The sequence below is a fragment of the Sorangium sp. So ce834 genome (assembly GCF_051521425.1).
GTDB lineage: Bacteria > Myxococcota_A > Polyangia > Polyangiales > Polyangiaceae > Sorangium > Sorangium cellulosum_D.
This window is the reverse complement of the sequence record NZ_CP150351.1, coordinates 11,266,856-11,281,009: the sequence shown is the minus strand read 5'-3', so window position 1 is coordinate 11,281,009 and position 14,154 is coordinate 11,266,856. Positions and strand designations below refer to the sequence as shown.

13 protein-coding genes are annotated in these 14,154 nt (G+C 71.7%); 4 read left to right on the top strand and 9 right to left on the bottom strand.

Annotated features, from left to right (window positions below; all coding sequences use genetic code 11):
• Positions 1–13: 13 nt before the first annotated feature.
• From WMF20_RS41500 to WMF20_RS41485, 4 genes are all read right to left on the bottom strand, one after another.
• Entirely contained in the window at positions 14–763 is a 750-nt protein-coding gene (locus tag WMF20_RS41500; RefSeq protein WP_437607209.1) for a YebC/PmpR family DNA-binding transcriptional regulator, read from the bottom strand.
• A gap of 297 nt (positions 764–1,060) precedes the next feature.
• Positions 1,061–2,275 carry an ammonium transporter gene (locus tag WMF20_RS41495; RefSeq protein WP_129579449.1) on the bottom strand — a complete coding sequence of 405 codons (1,215 nt, stop codon included), beginning with the start codon at positions 2,273–2,275 and terminating at the stop codon, positions 1,061–1,063.
• Positions 2,276–2,420: 145 nt separating this feature from the next.
• Positions 2,421–2,870, bottom strand: coding sequence for a universal stress protein (locus tag WMF20_RS41490; RefSeq protein WP_437607208.1), 450 nt, complete (start codon positions 2,868–2,870; stop codon positions 2,421–2,423).
• Positions 2,845–5,037, bottom strand: a complete 2,193-nt coding sequence (locus tag WMF20_RS41485; protein WP_437607207.1) for a DUF2079 domain-containing protein — start codon at positions 5,035–5,037, stop codon at positions 2,845–2,847. The genes WMF20_RS41490 and WMF20_RS41485 overlap by 26 nt, the downstream gene beginning before the upstream one ends.
• 116 nt (positions 5,038–5,153) lie before the next feature.
• On the opposite strand from WMF20_RS41485, the gene WMF20_RS41480 reads away from it, so the two are divergent.
• A complete protein-coding gene (locus WMF20_RS41480) occupies positions 5,154–5,792 on the top strand; it encodes a hypothetical protein (RefSeq protein WP_437607206.1) in 639 nt (212 codons plus the stop codon).
• A 40-nt stretch (positions 5,793–5,832) separates the two neighbouring features.
• Here WMF20_RS41480 and WMF20_RS41475 read toward each other — a convergent pair whose 3' ends face one another.
• Entirely contained in the window at positions 5,833–6,816 is a 984-nt protein-coding gene (locus WMF20_RS41475; protein WP_437607205.1) for a lysylphosphatidylglycerol synthase transmembrane domain-containing protein, read from the bottom strand.
• A gap of 111 nt (positions 6,817–6,927) precedes the next feature.
• Entirely contained in the window at positions 6,928–7,989 is a 1,062-nt protein-coding gene (locus tag WMF20_RS41470; protein WP_237244585.1) for a glycosyltransferase family 2 protein, read from the bottom strand.
• Positions 7,990–8,196: 207 nt separating this feature from the next.
• On the opposite strand from WMF20_RS41470, the gene WMF20_RS41465 reads away from it, so the two are divergent.
• Positions 8,197–9,000 carry a DUF434 domain-containing protein gene (locus WMF20_RS41465; protein ID WP_437607204.1) on the top strand — a complete coding sequence of 268 codons (804 nt, stop codon included), beginning with the start codon at positions 8,197–8,199 and terminating at the stop codon, positions 8,998–9,000.
• A 72-nt stretch (positions 9,001–9,072) separates the two neighbouring features.
• Here the strand turns inward: WMF20_RS41465 and WMF20_RS41460 are convergent, their stop codons facing one another.
• On the bottom strand, positions 9,073–10,020 hold the full coding sequence (locus WMF20_RS41460; RefSeq protein ID WP_437607203.1) for an NAD-dependent epimerase/dehydratase family protein: 948 nt from the start codon (positions 10,018–10,020) through the stop codon (positions 9,073–9,075).
• 348 nt (positions 10,021–10,368) lie between these two features.
• Here WMF20_RS41460 and WMF20_RS41455 point away from each other — a divergent pair, with 348 nt between their 5' ends.
• Both WMF20_RS41455 and cysK read left to right on the top strand, forming a co-directional pair.
• Positions 10,369–11,439, top strand: coding sequence for a sulfate/molybdate ABC transporter ATP-binding protein (locus WMF20_RS41455; RefSeq protein ID WP_129579430.1), 1,071 nt, complete (start codon positions 10,369–10,371; stop codon positions 11,437–11,439).
• 55 nt (positions 11,440–11,494) lie between these two features.
• Positions 11,495–12,460 carry a cysteine synthase A gene (cysK, locus tag WMF20_RS41450; protein WP_129579429.1) on the top strand — a complete coding sequence of 322 codons (966 nt, stop codon included), beginning with the start codon at positions 11,495–11,497 and terminating at the stop codon, positions 12,458–12,460.
• Here cysK and WMF20_RS41445 read toward each other — a convergent pair.
• Together WMF20_RS41445 and WMF20_RS41440 are read right to left on the bottom strand one after the other, a co-directional pair.
• Positions 12,457–13,209 (bottom strand): hypothetical protein, encoded by a 753-nt coding sequence (locus WMF20_RS41445; protein WP_437607202.1) that lies wholly within the window; start codon positions 13,207–13,209, stop codon positions 12,457–12,459. The two genes, cysK and WMF20_RS41445, sit on opposite strands and share 4 nt — an antisense overlap.
• Before the next feature lie 244 nt (positions 13,210–13,453).
• On the bottom strand, positions 13,454–13,999 hold the full coding sequence (locus WMF20_RS41440) for a hypothetical protein (RefSeq protein WP_129579427.1): 546 nt from the start codon (positions 13,997–13,999) through the stop codon (positions 13,454–13,456).
• Positions 14,000–14,154 lie beyond the last annotated feature (155 nt).

Here is a 14,154-nt window from a genome sequence, read left to right as displayed (position 1 = left end):
GTCGGGCGGGGCGTCACCCCTCGAGCTTCGCGAGCTCCTCTTCGGGGACGTCGAAGTCGGCGTAGACGTTCTGCACGTCGTCGTGGTCGTCGAGCGAGTCGACGAGGTTGAGACAGACCTCGGCGTCGCGGCCGGCGACCTCTTTCTTGGTCTTGGGGACGTAGCCCGCGGTGCTCGACTTCACCGCGATCTTCGCGTCCTCGAGGGCCTTCACGACGGCGTCCATCGCCTCGACGCTGGAGAGCACCTGCCACTCCTCGCCCTGGTCGCTGTAGTCGTCGGCGCCCGCGCCCACGGCGGTGTCCATGAGCTGGTCTTCCGTCGCCGCGTCCTTCGCGATGAGGATGATCCCCTTGCGATCGAAGGCCCACTGCGCGGAGCCGCCGGCGCCGAGCTGCCCGTTGTTCTTCTCGAAGATCTTCCGGATCTCGGCGACGGTGCGGTTCCGGTTGTCGGTCATCGCCTCGCAGAGGAACAGGGTCCCGCCGGGGCCGGTGCCTTCGTAGAGGATCTCCTCGTAGTTCGCGCCCTCGATCTCGCCGGTGCCGCGCTGGATGGCGCGCTTGATCGTGTCGGCGGGCATCGCCTGGCCCTTGGCGTCGTTGATCGCCTTCCGGAGGCGCGGGTTGCCGTTCGGGTCTCCGCCGCCCATGCGCGAGGCGACGGTGATCTCCTTGATGAGCTTGGTGAAGAGCTTGCCGCGCTTCGCGTCGAGGGCGCCCTTCTTCCGCTTGATGGTGGCCCACTTGGAATGGCCGCTCATGCCTGTCTGCTCCGTGATGACGGGGCGCTCGCTCGGCGTGCGCCCAGGGGAAAGGTTCGGCGCAAGCTGGAGCACCGATCGGTCCGGGGGGAGAAGCCGTCGGGGCGCTGGAGGCGCCGAGAGAGCGTCGACCTCTCATGGCATCCCTGGCGCCCCGGCGGTTCGAACCGTCTGTCGCTCTAGCGGTGCGCCCGGGTGGAGGCAACTACGACGGCGCCCCACCCCCTCCTTACCAGGAGAGCGAGCCCGGCCGAGGCCCGAGACGACGCTGGGGGCTGGGGGGGATAGCCTGTGTCGCTACAGCGCGTAGCCGGTCTCGCCGTGCTCGGTGGCGTCGAGGCCCTCGCGCTCGTCGCTCTCGGCCACGCGCAGGCCGATCAGCTTGTCGACGAGCTTGAGGAGCAGGAAGGTCACGAGCGCCGCGTACAGCCCGACGGCCACGATGCCGGCGAGCTGCGGGACCAGCTGACCGGGGTTGCCGGCGATCACGCCGTCGCGGCCGCCCTCGTTCAGGGCCTTCTCCGCGAACACGCCGGTCAGGATGGCGCCGAGGAGGCCGCCCACGCCGTGGACGCCGAACGCGTCGAGCGAGTCGTCGTAGCGGAGGCGCTCCTTCGAGACGACCGCCACGTAGCAGACCGCGCCCGCGAGCAGGCCGATCACGGCCGCGGCCCAGGGCGCGACGAACCCGGCCGCCGGCGTGATGCCGACGAGCCCGGCCACGATGCCGGACGCGACGCCGAGCGCGGTCGGCTTGCCCCGCTGCGCCCACTCGACGAAGAGCCACGCCGCGCCGCCCGCCGCCGCCGCGACGTGCGTGTCGAGCAGCGCCAGCGCCGCGAGCCCGCCCGAGGTGAGCGCGCTGCCGGCGTTGAAGCCGAACCAGCCGAACCAGAGGATGCCCGTGCCCGTCAGGGTCATCGTCAGGTTGTGCGGCACGTGCCGCTCATGCGGGTACCCCGAGCGCCTGCCCAGCACGATCGCGCAGATCAGCGCCGAGATGCCCGCGGCGAGGTGGACGACGGTGCCGCCCGCGAAGTCGAGCGCCCCCATCTCGTAGAGCCACCCCTTCTCCGCCCACACCCAGTGGGCGACGGGATCATAGACGAGCGTGGACCAGAGCAGGATGAAGACCAGATACGCCGGGAACCGCATGCGCTCGGCGAACGCCCCCGCGATGAGCGCGGGCGTGATCACCGCGAACATCATCTGGAACGCCGCGAAGGCGAGGTGCGGCACGGTGCCCCGCTCCACGCCCGCGAGCCCCCGCATGCCGACATAATCGAGCCCGCCGATGAGCCCGCCCTGCGACGTGCCGAACGCGAGCGAGTACCCGATCGCCACCCACTGCACGGAGATCACCGCGAGCGCCGCGAACGAGTGCATGAGCGTCGCGAGCACGTTCTTGCGGCGCACCATGCCGCCGTAGAACAGGGCGAGGCCCGGCGTCATGAAAAGGACGAGGGCTGTCGATGCGAGGAGCCAGGCCGTATCCCCAGTGTCGATCTTCATGACTGGGGCGTAACGTGCCCGATGTTTCAACGAGGTTTCGGAGCCGCGGCCGGATGCATTTGGCAGGACGTCGGGAAATTTCTAATACCCGATCTGGAAGCTCCCCGACCCGCCGGCGGGGTGCTGGCGGGGGGACCGGGCCGCTTCAGGCAGCGGGTTGCGGGCCGCGGATCGTCAGCACAGGGACCTTCGCCGTGCGCACCACCCGCTGGGCCACGCTGCCGAGCAGCGCCCGCGCGACCGCTCCGCGCGTGTGCGTCCCGATCACGATCATGTCGGCGCCGATCTCGTCCGCGAGCCGGCAGATCTCCTCGTCGGGGACGCCGGCGCGCAGCGTGCCCGAGATCTCGACGTCGGTCACGGCGCGCCGGCGCTCGAGCACCTGATCGAGGCTCCGCTGGGCCGCCTCGGCGAGGCGCGCCGCGTCCTCGGCCGAAGGGATCAACGACGAGCCCTCCGGGAAGGTGTAGACGGGCACGCTGTACACGTGTGAAACGACGACCTTCGCGGGGAGCTTGCGGGCGAGCTCGATCGCCGTGTCGAGCGCGCGCTCCGAGGTCTCGTCGAAGTCATGGGCCAGGAGGAGGGTCTTCATCTTGCTCCGCGGTGCTGGTGGGCTCGGGCGGCGCGCCGCCGTCTTTTCTGTCCTGCTTTCGTAGCTCCGGAGCCGGGCCTTCGGTAGGGGGCTCGTCGCGCTCGGCCGGAGCTTTCGGCGGCTGCTTCGCCGCCGGCTTCACCCGCTTGAAGAGCGCCATCTTCTTCAGCCGGCCGAGCTCCGTGAGCTCGCCGCGCTTCACGGCCGCGTTGTGGCGCTCCAGGTCCTTGCCCTTGAGCTCCCCCTCGTCGAGGAACACGTACTGGACGATGGCGGCGCGGTCGCCCGGGTAGAAATAGGCTTCCTTCCGGTTGGACACGTGCGGCCCCATCTTGCTCGTCGCGCCGACGATCGCCCCGGGCGGGATCGACTCGACCTGCTGCCTGACCCACGCGTAAGTCGCCTCCTGCTCGGGCGTCAGCGTGCGCGCCACGCGGTGGAAGCCTCCCCTGAACGAGGCATTCTCGACGAGGCCGCCGAACTTCCACGACACGAGCGCGCTCGCCACGAGGGTCGCCGCGAGCAGCGCGCGCGAGAGCCGCCGCCCGTCGAGCCCGAAGTACGCCGCCGGCGCCGAGTCCTCGGCCCGCCTGAGCGCGATCGGCGTCAGCGCGAAGGCGATGGGGAAGAGGATCGACGAGTACTGGAAGTGGATCGAGAAGACCGCGTCGCGCGAGGCGAGCAGGCAGAACAGGAGCCCGTAGGCGAGCATCCACCGCCCGGGCTTGGCGAGGAAGGGCAGGAAGCAGAGGGGGACGAAGAGCTGGAGCAGGAAGAGGATCTTCGGCTCCTCGAGCATGACCTTGAGGGCGAAGACGGGGTTCGTGAGGAGGGAGACGACGAGGCCGCCGAGCCCGCTCCGGTTCGGCATGAGCTCCTCGTAGTAGTACGCGAACGAGTACGCGTCCTTGCCCGACATGATGATGCCGGCCGACGTCATGAAGAACAGCTTCACGATGACGAAGTAGACGAGGCTCGTCGCGATGGTCACCCAGCCGAGGCGCGTCCGGCCCGCGCGCCGGTCGAAGATGGCGTAGAGCCCGATGAAGCACATCAGGAGCGAGACGTCCTCGCGGCAGAGCAGCAGCGCGGCGAGGGTGACCCAGTACCACCGGTCCCTGCCGGTCTCGTAGAAGTAGAGGAGCCAGACGACGAGCGGCGAGATCAGCGCGAGCGAGTGGAACTCGTACATGTTCGCGCCGTGCAGGGCCGGGTAGAGGGCCCACACGGCGGCGAGCAGGACCGCCTTGCCGCGGTGCTCGAGCTTGTCGAGCGCGAGCAGGTACACCGGGATCACGCCGGCGCCGAGCCACACGGACTGGAGCACGAGGAGGAGCTCCGCCCGCGGGTAGATGAGGTAGAGCGGCGAGAGCAGGACGAGGATGGGATCGAAGTGCGCGGAGCCGTGGTAGCCGGCGCGGAGCCAGGAGCAGCCGAGCGGCCGCCCGTGGATCGACTGATAGAAGATGTTGTCGTAGTACCCGAGGTCCGGCGTCCGCGTGTGCAGCGCGTGGTGGTTGGTGATCGCGAGCCGGGAGAAGAAGAGGGCGTAGCCTGCCCACAGGGCGAGGACGGCGAGCGGCGCGAGCCACCGGCCGGCGCTGGCGAGCGGGCCGCCGCTTGCGGGCGGGTTGCCGCTTGCGGGCGGGTTGCCGCTTGCGGGCGCGTCGTCGAGGGCGGGCGAGAGCCGCGCGCTGCGGCCCCAGGCGTAGACGCCGGCGCCCACCGTCGCGGCGGCGAGGACGGCGTAGAAGATCGCGGTCTTCGGGCTGTCCTTCTCGATGTTCGGCAGCTTGAGCGCGGCGACGAAGGGGAGCGCGAGCAGGGGGGCGAGGGCGCGGTTGAGGCGGCCCACCGTGCCCACGACGTCCCACGAGCGGGTCAAGACGCGCCTCGCCAGCATCACGAAGAAGTAGGCGAGGCCGACCCCCACGATGGCGGCGACGGCGCCGCCGGCCATCCAGCGGCGCTCCAGCTCGGTCAGCTTGTTCGTCGAGAGCAGGGCGACGCGGCTCGGGTGGGTGAAGACCCACGCCGACACGGCGATGCTCATGCCGAAGAGGATCGGCCACGGCGCCAGGGTCACGGCGGCGCGCGCGAGCCGCTCGAGGGTGCCGTCGAGCTTCGCGAGCGCGCTGCTCAGCCTGGTGCGATGGGGCTCTAGCATGGAGGAGGCGGGTCCTCGGCTACTTGACCCTACCCCCCGCTGTCAAGGAACGGCAGGAATCGCGCGGGGGCGTGGGAAGGGCAGGCGCCGCGCGCGGCCCGCGGTAGAATGGGCCCATGTCGCACTACCGGGATCATCTCGATGCGGCTCGCGCGCGCATCGAAACCCTCGAGGCCAAGCTGAAGGAGCGGGAGGCGGCGCTCGCCGCACGGGACGCGGAGCTCGCGGAGGTCCGCGCCGAGGTCGAGCGGCTGCGCGGCGGCTCGGGCGACGACGGCCCGCTCGACGGCCCTCACGGCCGGGCCGGCGGGCAGCGCGCCCTCCTGGTGGCGCTCGCGGTGTGCGGCTTCGCCACCGCGACCGGCTACGCGATGGTGCGGCCTGTGCACTGCCCGCAGCGCGGCGCCTCGTACCCCGCGTCGGCCGAGGTGCTGCCGCGGTCGCACGACGGGCACGACGCCTGGTCGAGCCGGGTCGACGCCGCGCGGCTGCGCGTGGGCAGGGCCGCGGGCGCCGCGCTCGAGCACGGCCGGGTGCGCGCGCAGCGCTGCTGGCAGCCGGACGGCCCGAGCGGCGAGGGGAGCGTGACCGTGACCTTCGCGCCGGGCGGCGACGCCCAGGTGGAGCTGGACGGGCCGCCCTACGCCGGCACCGAGGTCGGCGAGTGCGTGGTCGACGCCTTCCGCGCGGCGGCCTCGCGGGTGCCGTCGTTCGACTGGGAGCCGCTCACGCTCACGACGCGGTTCTCTCTCTAGTCCAGGGTGACGCGGTATTGCGTGGCTCGAGGCTCGGCCGTCACGGCGGAGCCGGGGTCTGCGGAGCGGGGGCGGTGGGCGGGGGCGCCAGCTGCCAGCTCACGAAGCCCAGGGCGACGACGTTGAGGTAGATGACCGCGAAGACGAGGAGGCCGAAGCTCACGCCGTGCTCGGCGGTGAAGCCGAGGGAGGGGAACACCAGGGAAAAGAAGAGCTCTCGAACCCCGACGCCGGCGATCGAGATCGGCAAGAGGCCGAGGAGGTTCGCGATCGCGAGCAGGCAGGTGACGTCGAAGAGCGAGAGCGAGATCCCGAGGGCGCGCGCGATCAGATAGCCCTGCACGAAGTTGACGACGAACGTCGCCACCGTGACCGGAAGCGTGAAGAGGAGCCCGCGCCCGACGTGGGCCCGAAGCGCCACGAGGAACCGGCTCGCCGCCCCAGGCTCGGCGGAGTCTCCGGGGTCCTTCGCGATCTTGCGCGAGAAGGCGAGGAGGATGCGCTCGGCGAGGCCAGGGATGAGCAGCACCAGCGGGGCGAGGACCGTGAGCGCGATGCCGCCCCACGTCAGCCAGGCCAGCTGGCCGGCGATGACCGCGCTGTAGCGGGCGACGCCGACCGCCACGAACGCGGCGAGCACGTAGAGATCGCACAGCCGATCCATCACGACCGTGGCCAGGCCCTCCGCATAAGGGACACCCAGGTCGTGACGCAGGTAGCGGATCCGGAGGACGTCGCCGACCCGCCCCGGGGTCAACATGCCGACGTAGAGCGACGTGAGGTACGCGCTCCACGCCCGGCGAAGGGGGTAGACGATGTCACGGGCGCGGAGCAGCGCGTCCCAGCGGACCACCTTGAGGTGGATGTTGAGGACGTTGAGCGCCGCCGCGAGAGCGAGCGGGGCGGCCGAGGCCGAGGCCACGGCGCCGAGCACCGCGTCCCGGTCGTCCATGCGCGCGACCACGAGGACGAGCAGCAGCGGCCCGATCAGGCGAACGAGGGCGCGCAGGACGGTGCGGCGCATGGAGACGAGGCCCGCGGCGCGCTCAGCGCGGGGCCGCGAGGCGGGAGAGCCGGAGAGGAGCGAGGGCCCCGGGCGCGGGGCGCCCGGACCGAGCGGCGCGCGGGGCGGAGATCACTCGATCTCCTCGCGGACCGGCAGCTCCTCGGCCTGGTGCCGCTGCTGCATCTGGAAGGTGAGGAACTCGCCGATGAAGCCCATCGAGAAGAACTGGATGCCGAGGAGGATCATCAGCACGCCGAGCAGGAGCAGCGGGCGATCGCCGATCTTGTGACCGAGGAACCAGAGGAGCGTGAGATAGGCGTTGATCGTCACCCCGACCGCCGCGAACACGAGGCCGATGAGGCCGAAGAGGTGCATCGGCTTCTTCGAGTAGCGGGTCAGGAACATGACGCTGAGCAGGTCGAAGAAGCCGCGCAGGATGCGCTCCAGGCCGTAGCGGGAGCTGCCGTACTTGCGGGCGTGATGGCGCACCGGGATCTCCGCGACCCGGAAGCCCTGCCACGCGGCGAGCGCCGGGATGAACCGGAAGAGATCGCCGTAGATCGGGATGGTGCGGAGCACCTCGCTCCGGTACGCCTTGAAGCCGCAGTTCATGTCGTGGAGCTTCACGCCCGTGACCGAGCGGACCGTCCCGTTGAAGATGCGGGACAGGACGAGGCGGTTCTTGGGGTCGAGCCGGTTGACCTTCCAGCCGACCACGACGTCGAGCCCCTCCTCGACCTTGGCGATGAAGCTCGGCAGATCGGCCGGGTCGTCCTGGAGATCGGCGTCCATCGTGACGACGACCGCGCCCTTCGCCTTGCGGAAGCCGGCCGTCAGCGCCGTCGCCTTGCCGAAGTTCTTCCGCAGCCGGATGCCCTTCACCACCGGGTTCTCCGCGCGGATCCTGGAGATGACGGCCCAGGTGTCGTCCGTGCTGCCGTCGTCCACGAAGATGAGCTCATAGGTGAAGCGCCCCCGCAGCGCCTGGTCGATGCGCTGCGCGAGCTCGGCCAGGCTCTCCGCCTCGTTCAGCCCCGGGACGACCACCGAGACGTGCGGCGCCGCCGAGGTGGCCGGCGCAACCGAGGGCGCCATCAGGCTCGGGCGAGGGTCGAAGGCGGAGAGCCCGAACGTGACGCGGTCCTCCGGGACCTCTGTAGGGGCAGGTGTGGGGGGCTGGTCCACGATCACGGCGGCGGAGGATAGCAGGATCGTCGCGGAAGCGCGCGGTTCCGTCCATGGGAAGCGACCGGTGCGCCGGAAGGGGAGCCAGGAGCGCTCGCGCGTATCGTGCGTGGAGGAACGGGAAGCGCTGCCGGGGCGAGCGATCGCGGCGTGCTGGATCCGGGCTTGCTGGGCATCCCAACCGAGCATCCAAGGCACGTGGCGGTGAAACGAATGGCGGACGAACGACACGACCCACCGGCCGGCGAGCCGGCGCCGCGCGGCGGCCACCCCGACGACCCGCGGCTCTTCGGCCCCGAGGCCGTCGCGAAGCTGCGCGCCGCGTTCGAGGAGGTGACGTGGCTCCTCGGCCGCGGCTATCCGCCGCGCACCGCGATCCGGACCGTCGGCGACCACCACCAGCTCGCCGCCCGCCAGCGCCTCGCGCTGCAGCGGTCCGCCTGCTCGGACGCGCAACGCGCCTCGCGCCTCGCGCGCCGCGCGCCCGCGTCGTCGCTCCGGGGCGCGGAGGCGAGCATCGACGGCTTCAACCTGATCATCACCCTGGAGGTGGCCCTCTCGGGCGGCCTGCTCCTGCGCGGCCCGGAGGGGGCGCTCCGCGACCTCGCGGGCCTCCGCGGCAGCTACGCGCCGATCGCGCAGACCGACGCGGCCATCGATCGCCTCGGCGCCGCGCTGTCCGGCGCCGGCGCGGCGCGCGCGCGCTTCCTCCTCGACGCCGCCGTCCCCAGCTCGGGCAAGCTGCGCGCGCGGATCCTCGAGCGCCTCGCCGGCGCCCCCTTCGCGCTCGAGGCGACGCTCGTCCCCGATCCCGACCGCCTGCTCGTCGGGGCGGCGGGCGTGATCTCGTCCGACAGCGTCGTCCTCGATCGCTGCGCGCAGTGGATCGACCTCGCGGGCGAGATCCTGGCCGCGCGCGCGCCGGCGGCGCGCGTCGTCGACCTCGTGCCCGGCGGCGTCGACCTCGCCCCCGGCGGCGTCGACGTCGTCCCCCGCGGAGGAGCGCCCGGCTCCTGAACGGCGCAGAGACGCGGGGCCCTCGGGCCGCGGGCACCCCCCCGGCCCCCGGTAACGCGGGGCCCCGCCGCGCTACCGGTCGGGCCCGAGCCGCCTCGACTGCCACGCCACCTGGGCGGCGAGCCCCTCGCGCAGGGGCACCCGGGGCACATAGCGGAGCGCCGCCCGCGCCGCCGCCGTGTCGGCCCAGGTGTGCCGGACGTCGCCGGCCTGCGGCTCGCCCCGCTCCACGCGCACCGGCCCGGCGAGCTCCCCGAGCAGCCGGAGCGCCTCGTTCAGGCTCACCCGCGAGCCGCCGCCGATGTTGAACACGCCGACCGCGCCGCCCTCCATCGCCTCGACGTTGGCCTGCACGACGTCGCTCACGTACGTGAAATCGCGCGTCTGCTCGCCGTCGCCGTGCACGCGGACCGTCTCGCCCTTCAGCACGGCGGCGATGAACCGGTGGAACGCCATGTCGGGCCGCTGCCCGGGGCCGTACACCGTGAAGTACCGGAGCGAGACCGTGGGCAGGCCGAAGTTGCGCCGGTACAGCTCGCAGAGGTTCTCGGCGGCGAGCTTCGTCACCCCGTAGGGCGAATGCGGCGCGGTGCGGCGGGACTCGTGCATGGGAACGTCGTCCGCGTCGCCGTACACGGAGGACGACGAGGCGTAGACGAGCTTGCGCACCTGGCCGTGCGCCCTCGCCGCCTCCAGCAGCCGCTGCGTCGCCAGCACGTTGTCGCGCAGGTAGCCCTCGAAGCTCTGCCCCCAGCTCGGGCGCACGCCGGCCTGCGCCGCCTGGTGGAAGACCACCTCGCACGTCGAGAGCAGCGCGCGCAGGTCGGCGGTCGCGAGATCGGCCGTCGACAGGGAGAAGCGCGGTTCACCGAGCAGCCGGGCCAGGTTCCCTTCCTTGATCTCGCGGCCGTAATAGTCGGTGAAGCGGTCCACCCCGAGCACCTCATGCCCGAGCTCGATCAACCGCTCCGCCAGGTGGGCGCCGATGAATCCGGCCACCCCAGTCACCAGACAACGCATCCGTCTCCCGTCCTGGTCCCGCCGCGCCGCGCGGCCCGCCGTCCTCGCCGTCCTGCCGCCCCGCGGCCTCCGTCCCGGTCCTGCCGCGTCGCGGCGCGGCGGATGCTAGCACTTCGGCCCGTCCCTTGGACCGGCACCCGCCGGCAGCCACCCGCGCGCCCGCCGCCCGGCGAGCCCCAGAGGCCGGATCGCGCCACGGGCTTTTTGCAAAAATACCCACCTTTCCGATGTATCTTCTGAATCCGGTTGCGCCTCCCCGTCCGGCGGGCGACGCTGGGCCGCGCTCGGGCGCCCTGGTTTTTTCTGTCCGAGGCGCGCGCGGGGCGGGCAGAGGGTTAGCTGTCGCTTATGGGAATCGTTGTCGAGCAGCTCACGAAGCGGTTCGGTCCGAACAAGGTCGTCGACGACGTCTCGTTCGAGATCGAGAGCGGCGCCCTTGTCGCGCTGCTGGGGCCGAGCGGAGGGGGCAAGAGCACCGTCCTGCGCATCATCGCCGGGCTCGAGAGCCCCGACTCCGGCGAGGTGATCCTGAACGGGAAGAACGCGACGCACACCCGGGTGCAGGACCGGAACATCGGCTTCGTGTTCCAGAGCTACGCCCTGTTCCGGCACATGACCGTGCGCGACAACATCGCCTTCGGCCTCACGATCCGGAAGCGGCCCCGGAAGGAGATCGAGGCCACGGTCGACGAGCTCCTCGGCCTCGTGCAGCTCGAGGGGCTCGGGAGCCGGTTCCCGCACGAGCTGTCCGGCGGCCAGCGGCAGCGGGTCGCGCTGGCGCGCGCGCTCGCCCCGGGGTCGTCGCTGCTCCTGCTCGACGAGCCGTTCGGGGCGCTCGACGCCAAGGTGCGCCTCGAGCTGCGCGAGTGGATCCGCAGGCTCCACAAGGAGCGCGGGATCACGAGCGTCTTCGTGACCCACGACCAGGAAGAGGCGATGGACCTCGCCGACCGGGTCATCGTGCTGCACAAGGGGCGGGTCGAGCAGATCGGCACGCCCGAGGAGATCTACGACCGGCCGGCGACCGAGTTCGTGGCGAGCTTCGTCGGGTCGATCAACGTGCTCAAGGGGGAGGTCCGCGACGGCCAGGCCGCGCTCGGGACCCTCGCGGTGCACGCTCCCCCCGGGACGGGCGACGGCGCGAGCGTGCGCGCTTTCGTGCGGCCGCACGACATCGAGGTCCACACCCGGATCGACTCGTCGAGCTCACCCAGCGCCGACGACGCCAGCGTGGCGCGCGTCGAGCGGCTGTCGCGGGTCGGATGGATGGTCAAGGCGGAGCTCCGCCTCTCCGACGGCCAGCCGCTCTCCGTCGAGCTGACCAAGGACCGCGTCGCCGAGCTCGCCCTGTCCGAGGGGGACCGGGTGCTTGTAAATCTCCGAGACGCCAAGATCTTCGTGCAAGATTACTCCATCTAGCCACCTGGCCGGCGCTTCCGTCTGGCCCGGGGGTCAGTCAACACGGAGGCGGCACGTGGGTTCAATCTTCGACAACATCGCGGCGACGATCGGGCGCACCCCCCTCGTTCGCCTGAGCTCTGCGGGCAAGGGGCTGCGTGCCGAGCTGATCGGCAAGGTCGAGAGCCGGAACCCCGGCGGCAGCGTCAAGGATCGCATCGGCCTCGCGATGATCGAGGACGCCGAGCGGCGGGGCAAGCTGACGCACGGGAGCGTCCTCGTCGAGCCGACGAGCGGCAACACGGGCCTCGCGCTGGCGATGCTCGCCGCGGCGAAGGGCTACCGGTTGATCCTCACGATGCCCGAGTCGATGAGCCCGGAGCGGGTCGCGCTGCTCCGGGCGTTCGGGGTCGAGGTGCTGCTCACGCCCGGGTCCTTGATGGTGCAGGCCGTCGCGCGGGCGCGCCAGATCGTGGAGGAGACGCCGGGCGCGGTGATGCTCCAGCAGTTCGAGAACCCGGCGAACCCCGCCGCGCACCGGATGACGACCGCGCGCGAGATCTGGGAGGACACGGACGGGGCGGTCGACGTCGTGGTCGCCGGAGTGGGGACCGGCGGGACGATCACCGGCGTGGGCGAGGTGCTCAAGGAGAAGAAGCCGGGCGTGAAGATGATCGCGGTCGAGCCGAAGAACGCCGCCGTGCTGAGCGGCGGCCGCGTGGGGGCGCACCTCATCCAGGGCATCGGCGCGGGCTTCGTCCCGAAGATCCTCCGGCGCGAGCTCATCGACGAGGTGGTGCCCGTGACCGAGGACGAGTCCTTCGACGCCGCCCGCCGGCTCGCCAAGACCGAGGGGATCCTCGTCGGCATCTCCGGCGGCGCGGCGATGGCGGCGGCGCTCTCGATCGCGGCGCGCGACGAGATGCAGGGCAAGAAGATCGTGGTGATCCTGCCCGACGGCGGCGAGCGGTACGTCACCTCGCCGCTCTTCAAGGAGCTCGTCGGCTGCGCCCGGGGGGCCGCGCCCCGGCCGAAGGGCTAGGGGAGGCAGCCGCACATCGGGTCGCCTTCCCTGCAGACGCACTCCGCCTTCCTGGGCGCCGGCTGCGGCTGGGGCCGCGCGACCTTGCCCTGGAGCGCGTCCCGGTCGCGCTTCGCCGCGAGGAGCTTGCGCTCGAGCTCCGCCTTCTCCGCCTCGCTCCGCACCGTCTGGTACGCGAGCGTGAGCTCGCCGATCTGCCGCTCGCTCGCGGCGAGGTCGCTCTGGAGCGCCGCGAGCCGCTGCTCGTACGCGGCGCGCGCGGCCGTCTGCTCGGCGAGCGTCTGCTCGGCCTCCGGCTTGATCTTGCCGAAGTAGGCGCCGAGCGTCGCGGCGAGCGCGGCGACGAAGAGCGCGCTCCCCCCCGCGATGAGCCGCACGAGGCGCCGCTTCTGGGCGTCGCCCGCGAGGGCCGCGAGCCTGCGCTCGTGGTCTCGCTGCTTCTCGAGGGCCTCGACGCGGGCGCGCTGCTCGGCCTCGACGCGGGCCTTCTCGACGGCCGCCGCCCGGATCCCCTCGAGCCGCGCCGCCTCCTCGCGGGCGAGCTCCTCCTCGCGGCGGGCCCGCTCCTCCTCGGCGCGGAGGCGCGCCTCCTGCTCCGCCAGGGCGCGCTGCTCGAGCGCGCGCCGGGCCTCCTGCGCCGCGAGCGCGCGCCGGCGCGCGGCCTCCTCCTCCTCGCGCACCCGCTGCTTCTCGAGGCTCATGAGCTGCTTGAGCGAGAAAAGAACAGAGCTCTCCTGGATCTCGGCCATGACGGATCGACCTCCTTGCCCGCGCCGGGGTGCGGCGCATGGCGCGCGATGGAGAGCGCGCCGCCGGCGGATGGAGTCCACCCCTCCGGCGTCGCTCCTCGCGCGCGGTGCGCTCGCGGTTCGCACGTTCGACCGAGCGAGGAGACGGAAGCTTGGATGGTTCAGGGGACGTTCGGAGGACGAACGAAGGGGCGCCGGGGAGGCGCCGCGGAGCATGGAGAAGGAGGGAGGCGCGGCGGCGCGATCACTCGACGCGGACGGCGACGATGACCTTCATCCAGACGCCCTCGGGCGGGATCTTCTTCGTGAGATCGACCTCACCGAACCAGTCGACGTGCACCGTGTAACCGCCGTTCTCCTCGTCCGGATAGAAGAATTTCCGGATGTCGCCATGATACTTGCGATCCAGCGGGACGATGCGCTCGCCGGCGGGCATCGGCGCCTTCTTGGCGATCAAGGTCGACTCGCCGTCGACGACGGCCTGGGCCGTGATGCTCTTGATGAACGTCAGGTCGGGCACGTTGTTGTCGCGCGCCTCGAGCCGGATGAACATGAGCTCGGCGCCGTCGACGGAATTCGGGTCCTGCGAGATGGAGACCTCGCTCCATCCGGAGAAGGTCGACTGCGAGGTCGGCTTGACGAGGAACTTCGTTTCCGCCTCATGCTCGCCGGCTATCGTGGCGCAGGCGCTCGCGCCGAGCGAAAGAGCCGCGGTGAGCGCCGCGCCGGCGCGCGCGGAGAGACAGAGCGAGGCAACTGCACGGCGACAGGTCCGGATAAGCATGTTCATCCGAGAAAGATAGCATGGCGGCGCCCCTCGCCGAGGCGATCGACCTGTCGTTTCCGTGCATTACGTGCGTCCGCAGCGCCTCCGGAGGGGCGCTCGGCGCTCCGGCGCGGCCCCGTCGATCTCGGTCCGACACGAGACGTCGAGTCTTCTCGGCG

What these genes read in the sequence shown, in the direction of transcription:
- WMF20_RS41490 (WP_437607208.1), bottom strand. Translation starts at nt 2,870, where the DNA reads ATGAAGACCCTCCTCCTGGCCCATGACTTCGACGAGACCTCGGAGCGC.
- WMF20_RS41460 (WP_437607203.1), bottom strand. Translation starts at nt 10,020, where the DNA reads ATGCGTTGTCTGGTGACTGGGGTGGCCGGATTCATCGGCGCCCACCTG.
- WMF20_RS41480 (WP_437607206.1), top strand. Translation starts at nt 5,154, where the DNA reads ATGTCGCACTACCGGGATCATCTCGATGCGGCTCGCGCGCGCATCGAA.
- WMF20_RS41440 (WP_129579427.1), bottom strand. Translation starts at nt 13,999, where the DNA reads ATGAACATGCTTATCCGGACCTGTCGCCGTGCAGTTGCCTCGCTCTGT.
- WMF20_RS41500 (WP_437607209.1), bottom strand. Translation starts at nt 763, where the DNA reads ATGAGCGGCCATTCCAAGTGGGCCACCATCAAGCGGAAGAAGGGCGCC.
- WMF20_RS41465 (WP_437607204.1), top strand. Translation starts at nt 8,197, where the DNA reads ATGGCGGACGAACGACACGACCCACCGGCCGGCGAGCCGGCGCCGCGC.
- WMF20_RS41485 (WP_437607207.1), bottom strand. Translation starts at nt 5,037, where the DNA reads ATGCTAGAGCCCCATCGCACCAGGCTGAGCAGCGCGCTCGCGAAGCTC.
- WMF20_RS41445 (WP_437607202.1), bottom strand. Translation starts at nt 13,209, where the DNA reads ATGGCCGAGATCCAGGAGAGCTCTGTTCTTTTCTCGCTCAAGCAGCTC.
- WMF20_RS41475 (WP_437607205.1), bottom strand. Translation starts at nt 6,816, where the DNA reads ATGCGCCGCACCGTCCTGCGCGCCCTCGTTCGCCTGATCGGGCCGCTG.
- WMF20_RS41455 (WP_129579430.1), top strand. Translation starts at nt 10,369, where the DNA reads ATGGGAATCGTTGTCGAGCAGCTCACGAAGCGGTTCGGTCCGAACAAG.
- WMF20_RS41495 (WP_129579449.1), bottom strand. Translation starts at nt 2,275, where the DNA reads ATGAAGATCGACACTGGGGATACGGCCTGGCTCCTCGCATCGACAGCC.